20 protein-coding genes, 1 rRNA gene and 2 pseudogenes are annotated in these 22,274 nt (G+C 69.5%); 18 read left to right on the top strand and 5 right to left on the bottom strand.

The features are described from left to right. Positions 1-33: 33 nt before the first annotated feature. Positions 34-198, top strand: a pseudogene (locus ABZW30_RS23350) (pirin family protein); the annotation flags it as partial. A 357-nt stretch (positions 199-555) separates the two neighbouring features. Here the strand turns inward: ABZW30_RS23350 and ABZW30_RS23355 are convergent. Together ABZW30_RS23355 and ABZW30_RS23360 are read right to left on the bottom strand one after the other, a co-directional pair. After that, positions 556-840: a hypothetical protein gene (locus ABZW30_RS23355; RefSeq protein ID WP_355673097.1), complete on the bottom strand. Its 285-nt coding sequence runs from the start codon at positions 838-840 to the stop codon at positions 556-558. Then, a complete protein-coding gene (locus ABZW30_RS23360) occupies positions 816-1,328 on the bottom strand; it encodes a hypothetical protein (RefSeq protein WP_355673098.1) in 513 nt (170 codons plus the stop codon). The genes ABZW30_RS23355 and ABZW30_RS23360 overlap by 25 nt, the downstream gene beginning before the upstream one ends. A 61-nt stretch (positions 1,329-1,389) precedes the next feature. Here ABZW30_RS23360 and ABZW30_RS23365 point away from each other — a divergent pair. The 14 genes and pseudogenes from ABZW30_RS23365 to ABZW30_RS23430 all read left to right on the top strand — a co-directional run. Beyond that, a pseudogene (locus ABZW30_RS23365) lies at positions 1,390-2,070 on the top strand (transposase); the annotation flags it as partial. A 418-nt stretch (positions 2,071-2,488) separates the two neighbouring features. After that, positions 2,489-3,361, top strand: coding sequence for an ABC transporter ATP-binding protein (locus tag ABZW30_RS23370; RefSeq protein WP_355673099.1), 873 nt, complete (start codon positions 2,489-2,491; stop codon positions 3,359-3,361). Further along, complete coding sequence (locus tag ABZW30_RS23375; protein WP_355673100.1) at positions 3,358-4,188, top strand: ABC transporter permease; 831 nt, start codon at positions 3,358-3,360, stop codon at positions 4,186-4,188. The genes ABZW30_RS23370 and ABZW30_RS23375 overlap by 4 nt, the downstream gene beginning before the upstream one ends. Before the next feature lie 380 nt (positions 4,189-4,568). Beyond that, on the top strand, positions 4,569-4,733 hold the full coding sequence (locus ABZW30_RS23380; protein WP_355673101.1) for a thiazolylpeptide-type bacteriocin: 165 nt from the start codon (positions 4,569-4,571) through the stop codon (positions 4,731-4,733). Between the two features lie 43 nt (positions 4,734-4,776). After that, complete coding sequence (locus ABZW30_RS23385) at positions 4,777-4,941, top strand: thiazolylpeptide-type bacteriocin (protein WP_355673102.1); 165 nt, start codon at positions 4,777-4,779, stop codon at positions 4,939-4,941. 70 nt (positions 4,942-5,011) lie between these two features. Next, entirely contained in the window at positions 5,012-6,166 is a 1,155-nt protein-coding gene (locus tag ABZW30_RS23390) for a hypothetical protein (RefSeq protein ID WP_355673103.1), read from the top strand. Between the two features lie 5 nt (positions 6,167-6,171). Next, the gene (locus ABZW30_RS23395) at positions 6,172-8,736 is read left to right on the top strand and encodes a lantibiotic dehydratase (RefSeq protein WP_355673104.1); all 2,565 of its coding nucleotides are present in this window, start codon (positions 6,172-6,174) and stop codon (positions 8,734-8,736) included. Next, the gene (locus ABZW30_RS23400) at positions 8,733-10,502 is read left to right on the top strand and encodes a hypothetical protein (protein ID WP_355673105.1); all 1,770 of its coding nucleotides are present in this window, start codon (positions 8,733-8,735) and stop codon (positions 10,500-10,502) included. The genes ABZW30_RS23395 and ABZW30_RS23400 overlap by 4 nt, the downstream gene beginning before the upstream one ends. A 26-nt stretch (positions 10,503-10,528) precedes the next feature. Beyond that, the gene (locus tag ABZW30_RS23405; protein ID WP_355673106.1) at positions 10,529-12,487 is read left to right on the top strand and encodes a YcaO-like family protein; all 1,959 of its coding nucleotides are present in this window, start codon (positions 10,529-10,531) and stop codon (positions 12,485-12,487) included. Positions 12,488-12,513: 26 nt separating this feature from the next. After that, positions 12,514-14,019, top strand: coding sequence for a hypothetical protein (locus tag ABZW30_RS23410; protein ID WP_355673107.1), 1,506 nt, complete (start codon positions 12,514-12,516; stop codon positions 14,017-14,019). Positions 14,020-14,036: 17 nt separating this feature from the next. Next, positions 14,037-14,993 carry a thiopeptide-type bacteriocin biosynthesis protein gene (locus ABZW30_RS23415; protein WP_355673118.1) on the top strand — a complete coding sequence of 319 codons (957 nt, stop codon included), beginning with the start codon at positions 14,037-14,039 and terminating at the stop codon, positions 14,991-14,993. Continuing rightward, positions 14,990-16,219, top strand: coding sequence for a cupin domain-containing protein (locus tag ABZW30_RS23420; RefSeq protein WP_355673108.1), 1,230 nt, complete (start codon positions 14,990-14,992; stop codon positions 16,217-16,219). The genes ABZW30_RS23415 and ABZW30_RS23420 overlap by 4 nt, the downstream gene beginning before the upstream one ends. A gap of 38 nt (positions 16,220-16,257) precedes the next feature. Further along, the gene (locus ABZW30_RS23425; RefSeq protein ID WP_355673109.1) at positions 16,258-17,313 is read left to right on the top strand and encodes an LLM class flavin-dependent oxidoreductase; all 1,056 of its coding nucleotides are present in this window, start codon (positions 16,258-16,260) and stop codon (positions 17,311-17,313) included. Positions 17,314-17,457: 144 nt separating this feature from the next. Then, the gene (locus ABZW30_RS23430) at positions 17,458-18,024 is read left to right on the top strand and encodes a hypothetical protein (RefSeq protein WP_355673110.1); all 567 of its coding nucleotides are present in this window, start codon (positions 17,458-17,460) and stop codon (positions 18,022-18,024) included. Positions 18,025-18,052: 28 nt separating this feature from the next. Here the strand turns inward: ABZW30_RS23430 and ABZW30_RS23435 are convergent, their stop codons facing one another. Further along, positions 18,053-18,439 carry a hypothetical protein gene (locus ABZW30_RS23435; protein WP_355673111.1) on the bottom strand — a complete coding sequence of 129 codons (387 nt, stop codon included), beginning with the start codon at positions 18,437-18,439 and terminating at the stop codon, positions 18,053-18,055. A 1,152-nt stretch (positions 18,440-19,591) separates the two neighbouring features. On the opposite strand from ABZW30_RS23435, the gene ABZW30_RS23440 reads away from it, so the two are divergent. Continuing rightward, positions 19,592-19,783 (top strand): hypothetical protein, encoded by a 192-nt coding sequence (locus tag ABZW30_RS23440; RefSeq protein WP_355673112.1) that lies wholly within the window; start codon positions 19,592-19,594, stop codon positions 19,781-19,783. Positions 19,784-19,833: 50 nt separating this feature from the next. Here the strand turns inward: ABZW30_RS23440 and ABZW30_RS23445 are convergent, their stop codons facing one another. Further along, positions 19,834-20,334, bottom strand: coding sequence for a site-specific integrase (locus ABZW30_RS23445; RefSeq protein WP_355673113.1), 501 nt, complete (start codon positions 20,332-20,334; stop codon positions 19,834-19,836). Between ABZW30_RS23445 and ABZW30_RS23450 the strand changes: the two genes are divergently transcribed. After that, entirely contained in the window at positions 20,271-20,813 is a 543-nt protein-coding gene (locus ABZW30_RS23450; protein ID WP_355673114.1) for a transposase, read from the top strand. The genes ABZW30_RS23445 and ABZW30_RS23450 overlap by 64 nt on opposite strands. 385 nt (positions 20,814-21,198) lie before the next feature. Here ABZW30_RS23450 and ABZW30_RS23455 read toward each other — a convergent pair whose 3' ends face one another. Next, positions 21,199-21,375, bottom strand: coding sequence for a hypothetical protein (locus ABZW30_RS23455; RefSeq protein ID WP_355673115.1), 177 nt, complete (start codon positions 21,373-21,375; stop codon positions 21,199-21,201). Between the two features lie 811 nt (positions 21,376-22,186). Between ABZW30_RS23455 and ABZW30_RS23460 the strand changes: the two genes are divergently transcribed. Continuing rightward, a 16S ribosomal RNA gene (locus ABZW30_RS23460) occupies positions 22,187-22,274 on the top strand; the annotation flags it as partial.

Here is a 22,274-nt window from a genome sequence, read left to right on the forward strand (position 1 = left end):
CCCTGACCTGGGACGAAACGGCAAACCCGTGATATGTGGTGGAACTTCATCGGGCGGTCGAACGACGATATTGCACAAGCCCGTTCGGATTGGATGACCACCAATCGATTCGGTGAGGTGCACGGCTACGGGGGTGACCGACTGCCCGCCCCTGAACTCCCCGCCACACCGCTGAAAGCGCGGGGGCGAGTGCGCTGACCTGGGGTTTCGTGTGGCGGGCGGAAGGGCTGCGGAGAGGGCCTTCCTGCCTGCCGTCGCCGACCTGGAGGGCAGCGGCTCAGGCCTCTAACGGGCTCGATCCGGACGGCCGTCGATTCTCGGGTGCGGCCATCTGTGGACGGCTTTGGTCGGACCAATGCTGACTTTGTTGACTGATCTTCAGATTGTTGGGCTGCTACACGACGAGGTCCGCCCAGCGCGCGAGGCCGGTGGCGACTCGGTCCAGGTTGGCGGCTGCCTCGGTCCACCGCTTCGGTGGTTGTTGCAGATGCTCCAGGCAGGGCTGTGTATCGCCGGGTGGGGTGCAGCGCGTGGCGGCACCCCACCCGGAGGTCCTCAGTTGACGTGGAGGGTGAGGGCGGCGGTGTGGAGTTGTCCGGCGGTCTGGAACTGGAGGTAGACGCGCCAGTTGCCGGGCTTGGCGAGTTCGGCGTGGAAGGTCAGGTTCGGCCCGCCGTGGTCGCCGTTGACGGTGGTCTCGGGGTGGAGGTGGGCGAAGGCCTGGTCGCCCTCGTGGAAGGCGCTGATGTGGGCGTAGGTGTCGAGGTAGGGCTGGAGGTCGGTGACGGGCTGCCCGTCCTTGGCGAAGGCGACGGTCAGTTGGTGGGCCATGCCGGCCATGAGTTCGCCTTGGACGGTGATCGTGTAGCCGTCGACGGTGGTGGTGGTCGAGGCCGCGGGCAGGGGGTGGTGGTGGCGTCGCCAGGGATGGTGATGGTGCGGCTGAGGAGGAAGTCGGTGCCGGTGCCGGTGCCGGTGCCGGTGCCGGTGTTGGGGGTGAAGGAGGCGTACAGCCGCCAGGTGCCGGGCTGGAGTGCGGCGAAGTCGGCGGTCCAGGTGCCGTCGGCGGCCATGGCCGGGTGGAGGTGCTGGTAGCCGGTGAGGTCGGAGCGGATCGCGTAGAAGTGGAGCTTCTTGGTCTGGTCGACGGCGAAGTCGGTGACCGGCTTCCCGTCGGGGCCGGTGACGGTGAACGTGTAGGAAGCGGGCTGTCCGGCGGGGAGGCTGGTGGCGCGGGAGCCGAGGCGGTAGCCGTCCTTCTCGGCGGCGAGGCCGTCCCCGGCCGCGCCGTCGTCCATGCCGTGCATGAGGAACAGGCCGAGCAGCACAGCGCAGAGCGCGAGCAGCCAGGCGACTCCCGGGCTGTGCGCATGCCTGCGATTCACGACTGACAAGGAGACGCTGCGGTCCTTCTTCGAGCTGCTCGGCCCTGAACGCTCCGCGAGGATCACCCACGTCAGCGCGGACGCCGCCGACTGGATCGCCACCGTCGTCGCCGAGCGCTGCCCGCAGGCGGTGCGGGTGATGGCCCCGTTCCACACCGTGCAGTGGGCAACCGACGCGCTCGATGCCGTATGCCGCGAGATCTGGAACGCCGAGCGCGCCGGCAAGGGACGCGCCACCCCGGGCTCCAAGTCACTGAAGAAGGCCCGCTGGACCCTGTGGAAGGACCCCGAGGACCTCACCGAACGCCAGCGCGCGCAACTGGAGTTCGTCGCGAAGGCCCACCCGGTCCTGCACCGCGCCTACCTGCTCAAGGAAGGCCTTCGCCTGGCACTGAAGTCCGGCCCCGACACCCCCGAGGCCCTGCGCGACTGGGTGTCCTGGGCCCGCCGCTCGCGACTGGAGCCCTTCGTCAAGCTGCAACGGGCCATCGTCAAGCACTGGGACGCCATCACGGCGGCGGCCGAGCACTCCATGAGCAACGGGCTCGTGGAGAGCATGAACACCAAGATTCGGCTGATCGCCCGTATGGCCTTCGGCTTCAAGGACCCCGCAGCGCTCATCGCACTCGCCATGCTCAGCCTCGGCGGCCACCGACCCCACCTACCAGGCCGTCAAGCTGCATGAACCCACCCACGGAAGCAACAGGAGAGCCGAAAATGCGAGCTGTGATCCGTGCCTCAGTGTCCGCTGTTCGCGAGGGTGGGCGGCGGCCTTGCCGGTGACGGGGCGTCATCGAGTCCGGCGGACGCCCCCAATCCTTCGACCGGAATGGTTGCGGAAAGTAGCCGCCAAGCTGAGTGGAGGTAACCCCTCCGAATCTTAACGTTCGTTGACGGAGGTTCGGTCGTTGACTCTCGATCGACGTCGTGCCTAACATCCACTCATGCTCTGTTAACAGGAAATGAATAGAGAGTGCCCAAGGGTCAACGGGGGCCCTGGGTGTGGGAGCACGAAACAGTGGGCTCTGTGTCCCAGGTTTCGGTCGGGGGATCACTTGCCAGGGCAACGCTCTGCTTTTTTTGGTCGTTTTACAGGCAGCGCTATGCGCAATTCGAGCGAGATCGTTCCATCGGGGCATGCGACCCCGTTGGTCGTCAACGATCTCGTGAAGACATACGGGTCGCATGCGGTGGTCAACGGTATATCCTTCTCCGTTGACCGAGGTGAGGTTTTCGGCTTGCTGGGTCCGAATGGCGCGGGCAAGACCACTACCGTGGAAATCCTGACGGGAATGCGTTCTGCATCGGCCGGTACCGTGCAGGTGCTCGGGGTGGATCCAGCCACTGCCGACCGGGCCTGGAGAGACCGCGTGGGCGTTGTTTTCCAGGACGGTACGGACCACGGTGATTGGCGGGTCGGTGAGCTGGTTGCACAGTTCGCCCGCGGTTACTCGAAGCCTCTGGAGCCGTTAGACGTTCTCGAAGCCGTCAGTCTCGCGGACTGTGTGCGTACGCGGGTGGACCGCCTCTCCGGCGGCCAGCGACGAAGGCTCGATGTGGCGCTGGGTATTGTCGGCCGGCCCGATGTGCTGTTCCTGGACGAGCCGACCACGGGGTTGGATCCGGAAGCGCGAAGGAGCCTCTGGGAACTGATCCAGCGGCTTGCGCAGCGCGGCACCACGATCCTGCTGACGACGCACTACCTGGACGAAGCCAGCCACCTGGCGGACCGCCTCTGCGTCCTCAAGGCAGGCGAGGTTCTCGAAATCTCGACGCCTGCCGAACTCGGCCGCCGGCACGCTGCAGCCGTCATCAGCTGGCGAGGTGCGGGCGGGCCGGAAAGTGTTCGGACCGACGACGCCGCAGTGACGCTGAAGCAGCTCGAGTCGAAGCTGGGTGGGCCACTGCCGGACCTTCAGATCCACAGGCCTTCACTTGAGGACCGCTACCTGGCGGTGATCGGGGAGGACCGATGACCTCGCCCCAGGTCACCCCCCGGGTGCTTCGATCCTCGGTGCTGGGACTCGGGGTGAGCCGCGGACTGGCCGAGATCCGGGTGTACGTGCGGGATGTTCAGGCCGTGTGCTTCGGCCTCGCTCTGCCGGTGGGCCTCATGCTGCTATTCGGGACTCTTTTCCAGGGAGAGGTTACCGGGACGCACGTCCCGGTACGTGATCTCATCGTCGCGGGGGTCTGTGCATCCGCGATCATGTCGGTTGCCTTCGGCTCCCTCGGTTCCGCTGTCGCAGCCGACATGAGTGACGGCACGATGAAGCGAATCCTGGCCACACCGTTTCCACTCGCCTCCTATTTCATCGCCAAGGTCGTGCAGGCTGCGGTACTGGCCTTCGTCGATGTCGGAGCAGTGCTGCTGGTGGCCGTGCTGTGGTTCGGCTTCAGACTTCCCGTCGATCCCGCTCGATGGGTGACTTTCGCGTGGGTGTGCGCGATGGGAGTCGCCGCAGCCTGCGCCATGGGGTTTCTGGTGGGCTCGCTCATCAAGGATCCGAAGAAGTCTTCGGGTGCCATCCAGTTCCCCTTCATATTCCTGCAGTTCCTCTCCGGCGTCTATTACTCGTTCCGTGGGCTGCCCAGTGCGCTTCAGCATGTCGGGGCACTTTTTCCACTGAAGTGGATGGCACAGGGCATGCGCGCCGCGCTCCTGCCCGATGGGATGCGGTCGGCGGAGGTGGCGGGGAGCTTCGAGCTGGAGCGGTCCTCAGCCATTCTGCTGCTCTGGGTGTGTGTGCTGCTCCCGCTGTGCTTCTGGAGTGTGCGACGCCGCATTCGCGGGCGCTCCTAGGGTTCTGTCGCCAGGCAAAGGCGATCTGCCTCTTCTGATCGTGCACCCCATAAGCCCGATAGCGGCTTCCGAGGCTGCGGAGGCGCTGCCTGCCGGCGTTGCCGCCTCCGCCCCTGGCAGCCGTTTTCGCTGTGGCATGACTGGCAAAGGACGCACTTCTTCCGATGGCTAATCTTCGGCTGCGTGCCATTCGCGCGCTGCCTTTTCAGCATGCCCTTTTTCGGCTTTCTGTCGCAGGTTTCTGGCCGATTGAGGCGGTCGGAAAAATGTATTGACTCTCCCACTTTCGATGGTAGTGTCGAAAGCAATTCGGCCCTGCGGGGCTTGAAAGTCGCAGCGGGGTCGAAGGTGTAAATACCCTCCGCGAGAAAGGGGTCTCCATGGAGACCGCCATTGCAATCACCGATGAGGAGTTCTCGGTCTTCGGCGTCGAGGAGCTGTCCGTCCTCGACCTGAACGACTCCGTGGCGCTGCCGGAGCTCGGCGCCTCGCACTCGAACTTCGCGTGCTGCTCCTCCTCCAGCTCCTCCTCCTGCTGCTGCTGACCAGCGGCAAGGGATCAACCGCCAGTAAACGAAAGGAAGTTCCATGGACATGCAGGTTCTGTCGGACCTTGACTTCGCTGCGTTCGAGGTCGAGGAGCTGTCCGTCCTCGACGTGACCGACGCGGTCGTCGTTCCGGAGCTGGGCGCCTCGGACACCAACCACGCTTGGTGCTGCTCCTCGTCCAGCTCCTCGTCCTGCTGCTGCTGACAGCGGCTTGATGTGAGTCCTGGTGGCGGGGGAACCCTCCCCCGCCACCAGGCGGTTGCCCGATGGCGAGATGAGGAGTGACATGCAACTGCCCGGCCATGTTGCGCTGAGGGCCTACGTGCACAGCCGCCGTGCGTGGGTGGCCCAGTACCTGGGCCCGGCCGTCACCTGGCTCCAGGAGGAGCACGGGTTTCTGGAGGTGTCTCTGCGGCGCGGCTGGTTGCATGGTCCGCACCTCGAACTCCAGGTCCACGACCACGTGGACCGGGAGATCCCCTGGGAACCGGTGCTCCACCGCTTGCGGCGCGGCTGCGACGCGGTGGAAGCAGAGCCGGTCACCGAGGCGGACTACCTTCGGAAGGCCGAACGTCTGGGTGCGCTGGAACGCGTGCCGCCGCCCTACCTTCCGCTCTACGAGCATGGAACCGTTCTCGAGCTGACGGCTGAGCAGGTCCGACGGTGGGACTCCGGTCTCGACCGCCTTCGCGGGAGCGCGATGGCCCGAATGACGGCACCCCTGTTGATGACCGCCGGAATCACGGACGAGGCGGAGTTCAAGCGTGAGCTCGCCAGCGCCTTCGCGGCCGTGGTGGGCATCCACCCGGCCGGCCTGGAGCACGGCTGCTTCTCCCTGCGCTCCCACGTCGAGTCGTTCCTCCAATGGACGCCGCACGCGGACCGGCTCCGGGAGGAGTTCGCCCGTCGTCTGGCGACGGACGGGGATCTCGTCGAGGCCGCAGTGCGCGGGGCGCTCGCCGGCTCCGGGAGCGCCACCGCCAACGGCTGGAGGGCAGCCGCCGCCTATTCGGCGGGCCTGTTCGACGCCGCCGTCGCCTCAGGAGCCCTCGACTACGCGGCCGTCCAGCACATGGCGGTCGGCGACCAGACGGCGCCTCGGATCGAAACCGCCTTCAGCGGGAAGTCGCTGCGGCGCCCCGACGAACTCAGCGAGTTCCACCGGACGGTGGGTGGCACCGGGGTACTCGACAACCCACCCGGCTGGTTCACCTCGTTCCGTGTCGTGATCAACCTCTTCTACCAGCAGCTTCCGATCCTCGATGTGTCGCCCATGACCCGGCTCTACCTCTGCTACGCGGTGAGCGAGGCGGTGGACAGGGTGACCGGTCGCGACTGGCGGGACCGTCTCGAACCCATGAAGGACAGCTACCAACCCAGGGACCTCAACGCCGACCTCGGCCGGCTCCCGGGAAACGCACAGGGGTGAACCACATGACTGTCGAACCTGTACTCGCGGCTCCGGCGGCACCGGTGGACACGTTCCCACCGGTGGCGGACACGGTCATGCTCCGGTTCAACCCGTTGCGCCGGACCCGCCTGGCCAGCTCCGAGACCGTCCGGATACTGGCCGAGTACCAGACCTGCCACGCCGAGCTGATCCGGCTCGGCGAGAAGTGCTCGAAGGAGCTGCACACGCTGATCGGAGCAGCCACCGGCCCCGCCCGGCGGCGCCTGCTCCAGCTCCGACGGGACATTCACAACGGACGGCTGCCGGACACCGACGGGCTGGCCCTACCGGAAGTCTGCACCCGGTGGTTGGAGCTGGCCCACGAGGCAGCGGTGCTGGAACACGAACTCATCCGCCGCAGCCCGGAGTCCGCCGTCACCGAGCAGGAGGCGCTCGTCACGCTCGCCGGTGACGAGGACTTTCGGCGAGCGCTCGCGCTCAGCGCCCCAGAGGTGTTGAACGCGGTGAAGCGCTACACCCGGGCTTTCACGCAGGGCACCCTGTCGCGGGAAGAGCGCAAGTCGGAGCGGGGAATCGTCCAGTACCTCGCCCGCGCCCTCACCCGTACCAGCCCGCTGAGCCGCTTCACGGCCGTGGGCGTCCTGGAACTGTCCCCGGACGGGCGGCGGCTCGACGCGGTCCGGGACGTCGCCGCGACCTCCTTCATGTCCCTGGACCTGCCGTTGCTCAACTACGTGCTGGGGGGGCTGGCCAGTGACGGGCAGGAGCCGTGGATCCAGCAGGCGCCGTCCGTCGTGCAGGAGCCCGAGTCGGGCCGGGTCACGTTCGTGCACACCCGGGACGGCGTCACCCGCCGTCTGTCCGCGCCCGGAACGGACTCCGTGTACGCGCTGCTGCGGGTGACCGCCATGGGGCCACGCCGTCTGAGCGAGGCCGCCCGCGACCTCGCGGCAAGCCTTAACACCGACCAGGAGGCGGCGGTCAAGCTGCTCGCGGGCGGCCTGTCGACCGGCCTGCTGTGCCGGGTCCCGTCCGGGCGGGAGATGGGCGGACTACTCCTCGGCAGCGCACTGGACGAGGTGCCCGAAGGCGCCCCGGAGCTCACGGAGATCCGCACCGAACTGCGAGGCCTGGCCGCGGCAGCCGCCGAAGAGCGGCTCGAAGGACTGCGCAGGATCGACGAGTTGGGAACGTCGCTGGCACGACGAGTGTCCCGCCCGGCGACGCTCAAGGTGAACGAGGACTTCGTCATCCAGCCGCAGTCCGTCAGCCTTCGGGAGCACGCCGGGCAGTTCGCCGACCTCGCCAACACCGTGGAGTTCCTCTCGGTCTTCGACCGTATGCACGACGTGCGCGCGCTGCTGACCGCCGCGTTCGTCGAGCGCTTCGGCCGTGGCGGGGCCACCTCGCTGCTGGACTGCGCCGAACTGCTGGTCACCAAGGTCTACATCCGGGAGCGGGTGCTCAACGAGGCCACCGCCGCCGACCTCGGCCCTGCCGACGGTTCGCTGCAGGAACTGCTCGCCGTACGGCGCCGCGCTCTGGACGAACTCTGCGTCGACCTCGACGGCCGCGCGGCCGACGGCACCGTACCGGCAGAGGTGGTCTGGCCCTCCGAGATGCTCGCCCAACTGGTGGCGGACGCGCCCTCGCGCCTGCGCCACGGGACGCTCTCCTACGGCGTCCTCGTGCAGACCAGCGGTGACCGACTGGTCTTCAACGACGCCTACGCCGGACACGGCATGCTCGCGGGCCGCTTCCTGGAGGCCCGGAGCCAGCACGGTGGCGACGCACGCAACCGCCTGGCCCGAACCCTCCAGGCCTGGTACGGCCGGGACGCCCGAGCCGTGGAGGACACCGGGCTGCACCGGCTGAACGTCAACCGGCACCCCCAGGTCCTGCCGGACCGGATCGGCCCGGACGACTGGTCGCAGCTGCTGCTCGCCCACGACGAGGAGACGGACTCGCTGTACATCCGGAACCGGGCCGGTGAGCGTTTGAACGTCCTCACCCTCGGGGCCGGGATGCCCGAGCTCTACCCGTATCCGCTGCGGCTGGCCACCTGGTTGCTCACCGGTGGACGCCTGATCAGGGACATCGGCGCTGAGTGGCACCGCCGCAGCGGTTGGGACCCGACCGGACCGACCACCAGCACCCCACGCCTGGTGGCAGGTGACGTGGTACTGAACCGCCGGCGCTGGTACTTGGGCGGCGACGCGAAGGACCTGATCGAACCGACCGGTGGCTGCGACGCCGAGCGCCTGCTCGCCGTGGCGCGCTGGCGTGCCCGCCACGGGGTTCCGGACCAGGTGATGCTCAAGTCGGCGGTGTTCGGCCTGACCGGTTACGCGGACCGCGCCGAGCCGGCCGCCAGCGCTGGCGGCCGGTGGCGGGAGAAGCCCCAGTACGTCGACTGCGCCAGCGCCCTCTTCGTCCGCGCGCTGCCGCGGATGCTGGCCCGACGGAGCAGTGGCTGGGTGGAGGAGGCACTCCCGGCGGTGGAGGAATCGCCGAATGCGGCGGAATGGGTGGTGGCTCTGGCCCGCCCCGACGGAGGACGTTTCAGCACCGAGGAGTGGTCGGCATGAGGATGAAGCTGCGTCCGGGGTTGCACTACGCCCCCGTACACAAGGGCGTCTTCATCGGAACGGAGAAGGCCAAGTTCGTCCTCGGCGGGCCGCCGGTGCTCTTCCGGCTCGTCGACCTGTGTGTGCCCCGTCTGGAGGAGGGGTGCACCGAGGAGGACCTCCTCGCGGCGGTCGGTGACTCCGAGAACGGCCGCAAGGCCGTCCGGCACGTGCTGTCGGTCCTGCGTGAGCACGGGCTGCTGCTGGATCTCGACGCGGTCGGCGAGCCGGACCGGGCCGATCAGGAGCGGTTCGCCGACGCCCTGTGCCAGTTGGAGGCGGAGTCCGCCGACCCGTACGCGGCGTTCGCCCGGCTGCGCCGCGCCCGGGTGCTGCTCCAGGGCCCCGCCCGGGTGGTGCTGCCGGCCGCGCGGACCCTGGCGCGTTCCGGCATCGGCGAGGTGGTGCTCGTCGTCGCGGCCGAGGAAACGGCCGCTCTGGCCGCGACCGTCGAGCGGTACCCAGCCGTGACGGTGACTGTGGCGGGCGGGCCCGAGGAACTGCCGGAGGCCGACGCCGCAGTGGTCTGCGTCGCGGCCACCGACCTCGCGACGGCCCCGGCGGGGCCGTCGGCCCCGCTGGTGGTGCCGGTCCTGCTGGGCACCCCGGTGGCCGTCGTGGGCCCGCCCGCCGAGTGGTCCGCAGACTTCGACCGCGCAACCCGGCTACGGGAGCGGGCCGTCCGCTGGGCCGACGGGGAGCAGCCGTACCCCCGCGCCACCGGCGACGCCCTGGCCGTCGGACTCGCGGCCCAGCTGGTCTTCCGGATGCTGGGCGGCATCGTCCGCGCGGACAACAGCTACGTCGTGCACGGCCCGACCCTGGAGGTGGCGGCCCTGGGCCTCGGCGCCCTGCCCGAACCGCGCCCCGGTGTCCTGGCCCTCGACGCGCTGTCCGACGGCGCCGTCGAGGATGCGTCCCGGACAGCGGAGGAATGGCACGGCCTGGTCAAAGCGGCGGCCGAGCCGTGGACGGGCCTACTGCGGCTGAGCGCGCCGGTGGACCTGCCCCAGCTTCCGCTGTCGCTCGCCGCCGTCGAGGACATGGACGTCGAGGCCGGGCTTCCGCTCGTACGCTGGGCTGCAGACCAGGCGACAGCCGGCGTCGAGGCCGGTCTGACGGGGCTGCGTGCCATGGCGAACCGGTGCCCGTCGCTGCCGGCCGACCAGGCCCCGGCCACCGGTCCCCGAACCGTGGGAGCGGCCGGTCTGACCGCCGACCGCTGGCTGGTCGACGGCGCGCTGCGGATACTGGCACCGACGGCCCGGAAGGTTGCCGAGCTTCCGTACCAGGAGGTCGGCACGGACGAGGGGCGTCGGTTGTGGCGGGCCCTGGAGGACTTCGAGCTGGTGCCCGTACGGATGGACCTGCTCGCCGTGGCGGGCGTGGACTGGCTGCTCGCCCGGGTCACCCGCCGGGACACCGGTGAACTCCTGTCCGTGGGTTGGGGCCGCGACGGCCACCACGCCGCGCTGGCCGCGCTCGCGAACGCCATGGCCCGCACCCAGGTGCTGCGCGTGCGCGGAAAGGATCTGGTCGGGCACCAAGTGGAGACGGCTGCCATCAATGACGTCGAGCCTGCCGAACTGGCCATCCTGTGTGAGCAGTTGCGGGAGCACTTCGGTGTGCTCGGCTTGCGACTGGTCGGCACCAGCCACCCGGCCGACCCGCTGCTGGGATCGCTGGAGCCGTGGTGGGGCCCGGTGACCTTGGAGGCCGTCCGGTGAGGGACGCGGATACCTCCCTGAAGGCAGTGAGCGCACCGCGCTTCGACGACTGGCTGGCGGCAGCCATGGCGGGGACCGGGCCGCACACGGCACGGCTGGCTCCCGCCGGCTTGCTGGCCGGTGTGGCGCGCGGCTCGGGCGCTCACGGCGGGACGGTGGTCGACGTGTCCTTCCGCCACGGCTGGGACCTGGCCTGGGAGTCGGCCCGGTGGCAGGAGGCGTCCTCGGCACTGCTGTCGGTCCGCAAGGTCTGGAACGAGCTGTTCATCGGCCCACTGTGGTTGCGCGGCTCGACCACGAGCTGCGCCGGGTGCGTGGAGGTGCGAGGCCTGGTGGCGATGGACCATCCGCTGCTCGGGCATCACGACCGGCCGTACGGCGGCGTGTCGGCGTTGCCGGTCGGCCTGGCCGAGACCTCCGCCCTGATCGCGGCCAACGGCGCCGAACATCCCCTGGCAGCCGACGAGTTGATCGTGGTCGGGCCGGCCTCGGCACGTCGGCACCGGGTCCGCCGAGCCTTCTCCTGTCCGGTGTGCGGGTCGGACCGCACCGGTCCGGCGCGCTCCGACGAGCAGGCGCTGTGGCGGCCGGAGCCGCTGACGCTGCGTTCGCAGCCGAGCGGCGGACCGGTACCGGTCCGCAGCCGCCTCGGCGGGGTCGGGCTGGACCAGGCGAGCCTGCGTGAGCACCTGGTGGATCCCCGGTTCGGGCCGGTCCTGGGCGTCCTGCGTGACGTGGAGGCGCCGTTCGCGATGTGCGACGCGGTGGTGCCGGAGTCCCGGAACATGGGCTACGGCCGGGGCCTGACGGTGGCAGAGGCAGAGCCGGTGGCGATCCTGGAAGCCTACGAACGGCTCGGCGGCTTCCCCCATCACGGGCGGGTGGTGCGCTCCCGCTCCCAGCGCTCCCTGGGGTGTGACGCGATCGATGCGACGCGGCTCGGCCGGTACACCGAACGCCAGCTCGCCGATCCCTCCTGCCGTGTGCTGCCCTGGGACGAGGACACCGAGTCCGACTGGGTCTGGGGGCACGACCTCTCCGACGGAACGCCCAGGTTGGTCCCTGCCGACGTGGGCTTCTACCTCTACGAGTACGAGCACCGCCTCGACTACCACGGTTCCCGGCGCGCCGGGGCGGCCACCCGGCGGCGCAACTACTTCGACGAGTCCTCCAGCGGCTGCGCGCTCGGCAGCAGCGTGGAGGAGGCCGCAGTGCACTCGCTGCTCGAACTCGCCGAACGGGACGCCTTCCTGATGGCCTGGCACTGCGGGCAGCCGCTGCCGCGCATCGACCTTTCGACCGTGACCGACCCCGTCAGTCGTCAGCTGCTCGCCCTGATCGAGAGCCGCGGGTTCGACGCCCACCTGCTGGTGGCGAGCAACGACCTCCGGGTGCCGGTGGTCTGGGGCTGCGCGGTCAACCGTGGTCGGAAGGGCATGGCCAGCTTCTCCGCCGCCGGTTCCAGCGCGGACCCCGAGGGCGCCGTGCGAGCGGCGCTGTGGGAGCTGGGGCAGATCGTGGCCAAGCCCCTCGACCTCGACGCGGAGCGCCTGCGGCCGATGCTCGACGACCCCTGGCGGGTGGAGACCCTGGAAGACCACTTCCACCTGTACACGCTCCCTGAGACCCTGCCCGTCGTCGAGAAGTTCCTCGACGGACCGGTGCTCCCCCTGGCCGAGGCGTTCCCCGGCTGGCCGGAGGCGCTCGCGGCGCACGCCCAAGGCGATGTGCGGGGTGCTCTCGACTACCTGGCGAATCTGTTCGGGGCCGCGGGCCTCGACGAGATCGTGCTGGTCGACCAGTCGACGAGGGATCACCTCGATCTCGGACTGCGCGTGGTGAAGGCCGTGGTCCCCGGGATCATCCCGATGTGCTTCGGCTACGCCCAACAGCGGCTGACCGGCCTGCCCCGACTGAGATCGGCGCTACGGGCAGCCGGCGTGCCGACCGATCCGCTGCCCACCCTTCCCCACCCGTTCCCGTGACCAGCACGTCCCCAGGAGTCTCACGCGTGGACCAGACCTCGGTTCTTCGCTACGCATTCACGCAGGGCCTCGGAAAGACGATCGTCACCGCGCCGATCACAGTCCGAGACGTACCCCCGACCACGTCCGGCCAACTGCCTCCCGGCTTCTCCCCGGACCGGACCTCGCCACTGCCGATCGGCACGACCGACCTCCTCGAACGGATCCCGTTCTGGCACGGTCGGATCTCCGACCTGGCAGCGCCCGACCCGAGCGAGGCCCTGGGCCGGGCGCTGGCGACCGCGTTCGGATTCCAGCGACGCGAGCCGTGGAACGAGTACGCGGACCACCGCGGCTACGCCTCGGTCCGGAGCAAGTACCCGGTGCACGCCTTCGCCCTGCGCTCCGACGAAGCCTGGTTCGTGGACGCCCACGGACACCAGCTGGTCGGACAGGACAACGGCGGAGATCCCTCCGCCGAGCAGGAGCCCTTCACCGGTGTCGCACTGACCGGCCGCTACACCCACCTGCCCTACTACTACGAGTTGCTGCGCGGTTCGCTGGTGGACCTGGAGATCGGGATCAACCTCCGCAGCCTGTGCATAGCGCTGGAGGTCTTCGGCATTCCCTCGCGGGTCCGGATGCCAGGAGCCGACGCCGGCCAGCAGTTGGTCCAGTGGGGTCTGCGACCGGACGGCGAGTGGTCGCTGCCGGTCACCGTCGACCTGGGCGAGGCGGGCCCCGCTACCGCCGACCCGGGACCTGCCGTCCCACCGACCGTGCCCGAGGTGACCGGCGGCCTCCCGGATCCCTGGCTGCGCGAGCTCGTCGAGGTCAACCGGGAACTCGCCACACAGCCGATACCCGGCCAGGGCGAGACGCCGGGGCCGCTGCTGGTCCAGCCCGCCGTTCCCGTCGGAGCACCGGGCGGTGCGGGCATGCCGTCCTGGGCCGAGGTGCTGTACCGGCGCTCCGCCGGGCGCATGCCGCGGCGGCTGCCCGGTGTCACCGGCCGGCCCCGGCGGCTGGCGGCCGACGCGTTCGACGATGCGCTCGCCTGGTACCGTGTGCCGCCGCCCACTTCCGAACTTCAGTCCGTGTATGGGAAGTTGAACTGCACGGTAGCGGTGCAGAACGTCGACGGGTACGCCACCGGTCTCTACCGGGTCAACCCCGAAAGCACCGAGCTGCTCGTCGAGGACCCCGACATCCTCAGGAAGCTGGAGGAGTGCTACGGCACCCCACTGGCCCCGGGCAACGGGAACGCGGTGCGGCACGCCTCGTTCGTGTGGTTCTTCTCGGCCAGGCTTCCGGAGCTGCTCGACACCTTCGGTACCGGCGCCTGGACCGCCGCGCAGTACTGCGCGGGCTGGGCCGCCCACGGGACGTCGCTGGCGGCCGCCGCCCACGGCCTCTACGCCCGCCCCGCCCGCGCGTTCGACGATGTGCTGACCCAGCCGGTCCTCGGTACCCAGCCGGGCGAGACCACCCTGCTGAGCGTCATCTGCGGCACCGAGAGGTACCTGGAACCCGCTCTGGACCTTCGACAGTGACAAGCCCGGTGAACACCATGGAAGAGTCGGCCAGGTGGACCGCCTGGCATCTCCACCTGCCGGCCGCCGACATCGGGCTGCAGGACCGCGCGGTGGCGGAGGTGGTCACGCCGACGGTCGCGGAACTACCCGGGACGGGCTGGTTCTTCGTCCGCTACTGGCAGGCCGGACCGCATGTTCGGCTCCGCCTTCGCGGCCTGGCCGACGACCAGGAAAAGACCGTCGAGCGCAGCCTGACCGAGCGGATGGACCGGCTCTGTGCGGACTTGCGGTCGCCGGGACTGAGCACGGCCGACTACCTCGCCCAGGCCCGCCAGCTGGCCAGGGCCGGTGAGAACGGCAGTGCGATCGACGTGGAAGAGCTGCTTCCCGCCGGAGTGCACCGCAGTCCGTACCAGCCCGAGTTCCAGAGGTACGGAGGCCGGGCGGAGATGGCACAGGCGGAGGAGTCGTTCCAGCGCTCCAGCGAGATCGTCGCCTCCCTGCTGGCCGGCGCCGCGCACCGGGGAGAGCGCCACGCGGGCGCGGTGAGCCTGCCGCCGGGCGTGCGGTTCAAGGCCGCATTGCAGGCGACGGCCGCCGCCCTGGAGGCCGCCGAACAGGACGAGAAGTGGGTGCTCGGGTTCTGCGAGCACGGAGTCCGCACCTGGGGCTCCTGGCTCACCCAGGCCGGCACACCACAGGCCCACCTCGACGCGCTCAGCGCCGAGGCGGCGCGCCTCGGTGCCCAACTGACGGGCATCCGTGCCCTGCTGCCGACGGCCGGGAACGGCACGGTGCGGCGCTGGGCCGACGGTCTCGGCACCACGATGCGCCGCTGGCGTACCACGCCGGGCATCGAGGCCGAGTCGGTCCTCTTCTCCCACATCCACATGCTGCACAACCGACTGGGCACCGCGGCCCGGGCCGAACTGCTCTGCTACGCCGTACTCCACGACGTGCTGAGCTCCGAGATCAGGAAGTCGAACCGATGAACCGAGGACCGACCGCCGTGCCGAGCGGTGTCCTGGCACGGCTGACCGGCAGCCCCGAGGAGTTCCTCCTCCGCGCGCCGGCCGAGCCGGTCATCTACCGGGCCCGGGGCGACATGCACGATCTGCTCTCCTTCGAGGCCATCGACCGGTTGCTCGCCGAACGGGCACTGCGGCGACCGGCGCTCAGGCTGATCCACCAGGGGCGGCAGTTGGAGGACCACGAGTACCTCCGCAGGAGCACACTGCACTCCGACACGGCCGACCCCCGGCGGATCGGCGAATGGCTGGCGGACGGCGCGACGCTGGTTCTCCAGGTTCTGGAGGATGCCTGGCAGCCGGTGGGCGAGTTCGCGGCCGAGCTGGGAAACGAGCTGGGACACCCGGTACACGTGAACGCGTATCTGACGCCGGGAGACAGCCAGGGCTTCAGCCTGCACCACGACATCCACGACGCCTTCATCGTCCAGGTGGACGGCACGAAGGACTGGGTGGTCCACCGCCCCCTGGTGGCCAATCCGCTGCCGCACGAGACCTGGGACGCCGTACTCGCCCGCAACGGCCGGGGCGAGCTCGTCGCCCCCGACAGCCCGCCGCACCAGACGTTCACCCTCTCACCGGGGGACTGCCTGTGGCTGCCCCGGGGCTGGGTCCATGCGGCACGGTCCACCGAATCCACCTCGCTCCACCTCACCGTCTCGGTGGACACCACGACCGCCGCATGGGCCTGGCAGGAGATCGCCGAGATCGTCGGCAGGCAAGAACCGATGCGGACGGCACTCAGCCGCGCACTGATCACCGACCCGGACCGCGCGACCGAGGAGATCTCGGCGGTCCTGGCGGCCGCCACCAGCTGGCTGAGCGAGGCCTCGCCCGAGAAGCTCGTCGACGTACTCAGGACCGCGGCCCTCCGACGGTTCCCCGCGCCGCTGCCGGACGCCGTCACGGGACACGTCGCGACCTCGCGCGACGAGTACCTCCACGAGACCTTCGCGGTCCGCGGCCACCACGTCTTCGCGCTGGAGACCATTGAGGACACCCTCCACGTGCGGATGGCCGGGCGGACCCTCACGATGCCGGCCGCGCTGCGCGAGGGCATGGCGGACCTCCTGGCGCGAAACACCGTGCGGAGCGCCGAACTGTCCTGGCTGGACGGCCCGGACAGCCGGGTGGCACTCCTGCGGCGCCTGCGCCGCGAGGGCATCATCGCGCACGTCGACCCCCGCTGAACAGCGCCCCGAACCGAACACAACGCCCAGGAGAAACAGTGGAATTCGGAATCTCGTTCCTTCCCGACGTCACGCCGGAGACCAAGCCGGCGACCGAGTACTTCGAGGAGACGCTCGCCCTCTCCCGGCTGGCCGAGGAACTCGGCTACAGCCACGTGAAGATGACCGAGCACTACCTGCACCCCTACGGTGGCTACTGTCCGAGCCCGCTCACCTTCCTGACCGCGGTCGCGGCGCAGACCCAGCGCATCCGGCTCATGACCGGCTGCCTGCTTCCCTCCTTCCACCACCCGGTGAAGATCGCCTCCTACACCGCCATGGTGGACGCCATCAGCGGAGGACGGTTGGACGTCGGCTTCGCCCGCGCCTACCTCCCCTACGAGTTCGAGACCTTCGGCGTTCCGCTGGATGGCAGCCGGGAACGGTTCGAGGCCACCATCGCGGCCGTGGACGAGCTGTGGACGCAGGAGAACGTCACGCGGGAGAGCCCGTACTTCTCCTACCGTGACGCGACCACGCTGCCGCGTCCCGTCCAGGCGCCGCGCCCGCCCACGTACGTCGCGGCCGTGCGTACCCCCAGCAGCTTCGTGCGGATCGGGGAACTCGGCCACGGCCTGCTCATCACTCCCGGCGGCCTCGGAATGCCGTCCGAGCGGGTCAAGGCCTACCGGGATGCCTTCCAGCCGCGTACGGCGGCGGTCCCGCAGCCTCGCGTCGTCGCCAGCCTCCCCCTGCTGGTGTGCGAGACTGACGCCGAGGCCAACCGGCTGGCGGACCGGTACCTGCAGAACTACCTGGATGTCTGGACCTCGGCGGCCGACTCGTGGAACAACACCGCTTCCCCGGACTACGCCTCCTACTCCGGCATGAGCCGCTTCCTGAAGTCGATGTCCGGAACGGACTTGCGCCTGACCGGGAGCGCCATCGTCGGCAGCCCGCAGACGGTGATCAGCCGGATCGAGCGGTTCATCGAAGAGGTCGGCGAGATCGACACGATCCTGTGGCAGGTCGACTTCGGCGGCATGCCCTACTCGGTGGCCGCACCCAGCCTGCAGATCTTCGCCGAGGAAGTCATGCCGAAGTTCGCGCACTGATGACTGCGATCAGCATAATTGATTGACAGTCAGGTCAGCGCCGGGGGCGTCGAACGAGGCGTCCCCGCCCGGAAGCCAGGAGAACGGTCCCCGATGATGGTCACCCTAGGCCGCGACGCAGCTCGCAGGTCTCTGAGGAAACAGATGGCGAACGGCTGCTTGGGGGCACTGACGGGCTCGTTGTTCGGCGCCCTGTGGTTCGTCCTGGGCCTGGCGTCCGTCTCCGGCGACGTCCTGTCCGTGGCGCAGGCCGGCGGGGCCCTGCTCGCGGTACTCGCCGTCCTCTCGTTGGGCTATCTGGCTTGGTCGGCGCTGTCGACCCCGGCCCATCTGGCAGGCGCTCCCGCGTCCGCCAAGAAGGGCACCGACTTCACGTTCGTCGTCATCGTCGAGGCGATCGCCCTTGGCGTGGGCAATACGTGCCTGCGCAACACCCTTCACCGGCCGGAGTTGATGTACACCTGGTCCGCCCTGGTCGTGGGTGTTCACTTCCTGCCCCTGGCCAAGACCTTCGCAACGCCCGTGCTGCGCTGGATAGGCGCCGCGATGATCCTGGTCGCGCTGGCCACTCCGATCGCAGCGCAGCTGTCCGATGCCTCGGATGCCGTGTGGCAGGCCGTGCCGGGATTGGGTTGCGCTGCGGTTCTGTGGGGATCGGCCATCGTCACTGCCGTCCGCCAACGGAGGCTGCTGGCCCGAGCCGGCCGCTGAACCGACGACGACACCAGGCTGGCCGCGATCACGCCCGCCACGGGCCGGGGCCGGCAGCGTGGCCACGACGCAGGCCCGTTGCGTGGCACGCTTTGCTGAGGATCTCGTGTGTCGCTGTCCGCGCCCAGTGCGGGCTGCCTCGCCGTACCCCTACCGCCGTCCGTGCGGCCAGCGCCGCCTCCCGGACGTCCGGCCGCGGATGCTGCCGCAGCGTGCGCAGCAGGGCGCGCCAGTGCGGTGGCCACCCGGTGCGCGGGCCCAGGGCGTGGGCGAGGCCGACCGCGAACAGGCCGTGCGCGCAGCCGCCGTGTGCCGCGAGCCGTTCGACCACGCCCTGCAGCACCTCCGGGTCGCCCGGACGGCGCGTGGTGTTGAGCCGGCTTCGCAGGGCCTCGGCCGCGCGGGCGGCCAGCACCGGAGGCCAGCCGGTCGAGTTCGGCGAGCAGGTCGTCGTGCGTCGCGTCGAGGTTCAGGGTGGCGGTGCGCAGTCGGATGGCGTGTAGCGTGAAGTCGGGTGTCTCGGCGAGGAGTTCGGCCGCTGCATCGGCAGTGGCCCGGGCCGTTGCCGACGGGCGGTCGGTCAGGCCCGCACTGAGCCGGGCGACCAGGTGGTCGATCCGCTGCCAGGTCGGGCGGTCCCGGCCGGCCGCCGCGTCCAGCCGGGGCCCGTTCTCGTCCTCGTGGTCCGCGCCGCCTGCGGCCGTCGCCTCGATCGCCAGCAGCTGTGCCAGTGCCCCGGTCAGCCGGTGGCCCGTGCCGCGGGCGGCCAGCGTTGCGAGGCCAGCCGCTGCGGCCCGCCAGGAGGAGCGGTTGGCGAGGTCGACGATGCCCGCCACCAACAGCTCTTCCGCTTCGGGGTACCAGGGCGACCAGGCGGCCAGAAGGTCCAGCGCGGCATGGGCGGTCTCCGGGACGTCCCTGCTCGCGACTCGGCCCACCAAGGCGGCGTAGCGGGGGCGGTCGGCGGTGGGCAGGTCCAGCGGCCGGGTGCACAGCACCTCGGACCTTGCCGCCGGGGTGCCCGCCGCAGCGCCTTCGAGCAGCCGCCAGGCCGGGTGCGCGGGAGGGGGCGCTGTTGCGCTCGGCACCACGGGAAGCGATTCCTAATCTGAGTGACGCTCCGATTGAAAGGAATCATCTGCTGATTGGCATTAATTCACAGGGGTGTGAATACTGCGGATCGTTTGGTCGGAGTCGGCTTGTGGCTACGCCGGGTTCGGGGCGGAATGAGGCGCTCGAGGGCGCCGGTCGCGATACCAAGGGGGCATGATGCCAATCACTCTCGAACGTCCCCTCGCCAGCTGCCTCTCACGCGCCTCTCACGGACTGGGCGTCATGAGATGTCATGAGACGTCATGCGTGGTGGACGAGGTGGGCCCTGGCCTGCGGGATTCGGACTGACGAACACTAGCAGGACGCCCGTTCGATCGCTGGGGGGCAAGTGAGCCACGCAGGCAACGGCAAGGTTCGCCACTCCCCGTATCACGCTGTGACGGTCCGGCCAAGCTGTTGAGATCCGGTGAGATTTGGGTCCCGTTTAGATCTGGCCGCCATGCAGGAGGAGTCCGTGCCCGAGCAGTTCATGAGTGTCAAGCAGAAGGCGTCGTATCTGAATATGTCCGCTGCATGGGTGTACCGCGAAGCTCCTCGGGTCGGGCTTGTGCCGTACAGGTTCGGGAGTGGGCGGAACGCGAAGCTTCAGTTCAAGGTGTCTGAGGTTCAGGCGTGGGTGAAGCAACAGCTCCTGCTTGCTACGTGAGGTCGCTATCGCGAGAGGGGTCTGCCCAGGTGGGCAGACCCCGCTCGTGCTCAGGCGGCGAGTCCGAGGCCGAGGAGCTTCGCGGCGCGGCCGATGGAGCCGGGCATCAGGTGGCGGTAGATCTCGGAGGTGACGTCGATGCTCTTGTGCCCCATCCACTCGGCGACGTCGGTGATGGGGAGATTGTGGCTGAGGCAGTTCGAGGCGAAGAAGTGGCGGAGGCCGTAGATCACCATGCCTTCGGGGACGTTGACGTCGTCGGACTGCTTGACGATGCGCTGCCACTGGTTGTGCGGCAGGTGGTACGGGTAGGGCTTGCTGAGGTCCCGGGGGTGGCGGAGGAGGTAGCCGTCGACGGTGCCGTACGTGTCCGCGTACGAGAGGATGCTCAGCCGGGTGTGGGTGGGTAGAGGGACGTCGCGGTATTCGCCTTCCTTGCGGTCCACGCCGTCCTCGCCGGCCTCGGTCACACCCGACCGGCCGGCGGGTGCTTCACCGGCCCCGGCCGGGCCTGGCTCGCCGAACTGCCGCTGCCGGACGCCGCCCGCCACGTGGTGGAGGACCTCCTCGCGGTCATGGACGCTTTGCAGCCACCGATCGACGCGCTCGATCGGGACCTCGCCGCCTGCGCCCGCGGCGATCCCCGCGCATCACCGCGCTGGCCGTCGTCGCCGAGGTCGGCGACATCACGCGCTTCCCCTCCGCCCGCAAGCTCGCCTCCTGGGCCGGACTCACCCCCACCGTGCGCAACTCCGACCGCACCGTCCACCACGGACACATCTCCGAGCAGGGCTCCCCCCGGCTTCGCTGGATCATGTGCGAGGCGGCCCAGACCGCCAAACGCCACCCCGTGTTCGCCCCCGGCTACCAGGAGATGGCACGTCGGCGCGGCAAGAAGATCGCCACCACCGCGGTCGCCCGCAAGCTCCTTGCCCGCGCCTACCACGTCCTGCGCGAGGTCAACGACCAGCAGACGACACCACGCCGCGCAACCGCCACGCCCCCAGGGGCGGCCACACGCTCCGGGTGAGCTCGCATCTCCGCATGAGACGGCACCGCCGCGCCCGATGACCTGACTGAGCAGCCCGGTTCCCCGCACCACGGTCATGGCGCCGGCCCCGGTCGGACGCCGTGGGGGTACCTCCCGGCCGAAGGCTGGGGGAGGGTGCATGTGACGCCACACGCCCGACCGAATCCGGGGAACACCAACACGCCATCCCCACAAGGACTCCGGTCGTCCTCGTCGGACCATCATCGGCCGCCGCTCGTCCGCGTCCAGCTCGTTCGTCCTCGCCCGCTCGATTCCTCGCGGGCTCCGGGCGCTCCAACCGGACTCCTCCCACGCGGCGGTCCGCACCGGACAACCACGAGGACACCCCCGAATAAAGAGACCCCGGATGCAAGTCCCGGGCATCTCAGCCTGCCCATTGACAGGCCCACCCCTCATGGGTGCAGAGACGTCGCTCGCGGACCCACGGCAGCACGTCCTCGACGACGTCCGCCACCTGGTCGAGCGGCGGCTCGCTGAAACGCTTCTCCCGGCCGGGCAGTCCGACCGGCGCGATGTCGAGGCCATCCGGCGTGGAATTCATCGAACAGGCCTTCCTGACCTGTACGTTCTGACGCAGGGACGAACGTGCGTAGGCCACCGTGTGGATGGCTGGCCGTCCCGCTCGCTGTTCTCCTTGCCGTCGGCTGGCTGGCCGCGGGTCGCGAGTGGCTGCCCGGTGGCTTTCCGACCGGCTGTTGGCCGGCTGTCGGCGGGTAGAGAGGCACACCCGTGTGGCCCGGTCCGGCTCGTCCCCGGCCTGGTTTGCCTGCGGCCCCTGCTGGGCGTAGTGTTCTCTAGCTGCTCGGCAGGGAGCACCGGACACGCATCGGCGCGGACGGTCCCGGAGCGGCCAATCCCCTGAAACACCACTTCCCGGCTCGGGCCGGGTCGCGTGCGCGTTTTTCGTGTCGCGACTCGGGGCGAATTCGGCGTGCGTGTTCTCTGTGGATTGCAGCTGGATTCGCTTTTCGGAGCGAGGACCGGCTAGAGTTTGAAACGTCGGACGGGGCGCCAAGCCCTTGAAGACACCGGCGAGTTGGATGAACGAAGCCCCGGAAACGGAGCGGAAAACATCTGATAAGCTGGAAACACGAAAGAACGAAGCGCCCGGAGGGCCCGCTGGAAGGCGGTCCGAAGGAAGTGTCCGTTCCTTGAGAACTCAACAGCGTGCCAAAAGTCAACGCCAGATATGTTGACATCCCCGGCCTTGATCGTTTGATCGGGGTTGGAGATTCCTTTTGAAATAACACTAGCGAGGACGCAGTGCGCGGGACCGCCCTATTCCGGTGGTTGCCGTGCCGCTCAACGCGGGTGTGGACCGGCCCTGCTTGATTGTCGGGGCCGAGTAAACATTCACGGAGAGTTTGATCCTGGCTCAGGACGAACGCTGGCGGCGTGCTTAACACATGCAAGTCGAACGGTGAAGCCCTTCGGGGTGGA

Source organism: Kitasatospora sp. NPDC004669 (assembly GCF_040609455.1).
In the GTDB taxonomy this organism is placed as follows: Bacteria; Actinomycetota; Actinomycetes; order Streptomycetales; family Streptomycetaceae; genus Kitasatospora.

What these genes read in the sequence shown, in the direction of transcription:
- ABZW30_RS23355 (WP_355673097.1), bottom strand. Translation starts at nt 840, where the DNA reads ATGGCCGGCATGGCCCACCAACTGACCGTCGCCTTCGCCAAGGACGGG.
- ABZW30_RS23370 (WP_355673099.1), top strand. Translation starts at nt 2,489, where the DNA reads ATGCGCAATTCGAGCGAGATCGTTCCATCGGGGCATGCGACCCCGTTG.
- ABZW30_RS23375 (WP_355673100.1), top strand. Translation starts at nt 3,358, where the DNA reads ATGACCTCGCCCCAGGTCACCCCCCGGGTGCTTCGATCCTCGGTGCTG.
- ABZW30_RS23380 (WP_355673101.1), top strand. Translation starts at nt 4,569, where the DNA reads ATGGAGACCGCCATTGCAATCACCGATGAGGAGTTCTCGGTCTTCGGC.
- ABZW30_RS23385 (WP_355673102.1), top strand. Translation starts at nt 4,777, where the DNA reads ATGGACATGCAGGTTCTGTCGGACCTTGACTTCGCTGCGTTCGAGGTC.
- ABZW30_RS23390 (WP_355673103.1), top strand. Translation starts at nt 5,012, where the DNA reads ATGAGGAGTGACATGCAACTGCCCGGCCATGTTGCGCTGAGGGCCTAC.
- ABZW30_RS23395 (WP_355673104.1), top strand. Translation starts at nt 6,172, where the DNA reads ATGACTGTCGAACCTGTACTCGCGGCTCCGGCGGCACCGGTGGACACG.
- ABZW30_RS23400 (WP_355673105.1), top strand. Translation starts at nt 8,733, where the DNA reads ATGAGGATGAAGCTGCGTCCGGGGTTGCACTACGCCCCCGTACACAAG.
- ABZW30_RS23415 (WP_355673118.1), top strand. Translation starts at nt 14,037, where the DNA reads ATGGAAGAGTCGGCCAGGTGGACCGCCTGGCATCTCCACCTGCCGGCC.
- ABZW30_RS23420 (WP_355673108.1), top strand. Translation starts at nt 14,990, where the DNA reads ATGAACCGAGGACCGACCGCCGTGCCGAGCGGTGTCCTGGCACGGCTG.
- ABZW30_RS23430 (WP_355673110.1), top strand. Translation starts at nt 17,458, where the DNA reads ATGGCGAACGGCTGCTTGGGGGCACTGACGGGCTCGTTGTTCGGCGCC.
- ABZW30_RS23455 (WP_355673115.1), bottom strand. Translation starts at nt 21,375, where the DNA reads ATGAATTCCACGCCGGATGGCCTCGACATCGCGCCGGTCGGACTGCCC.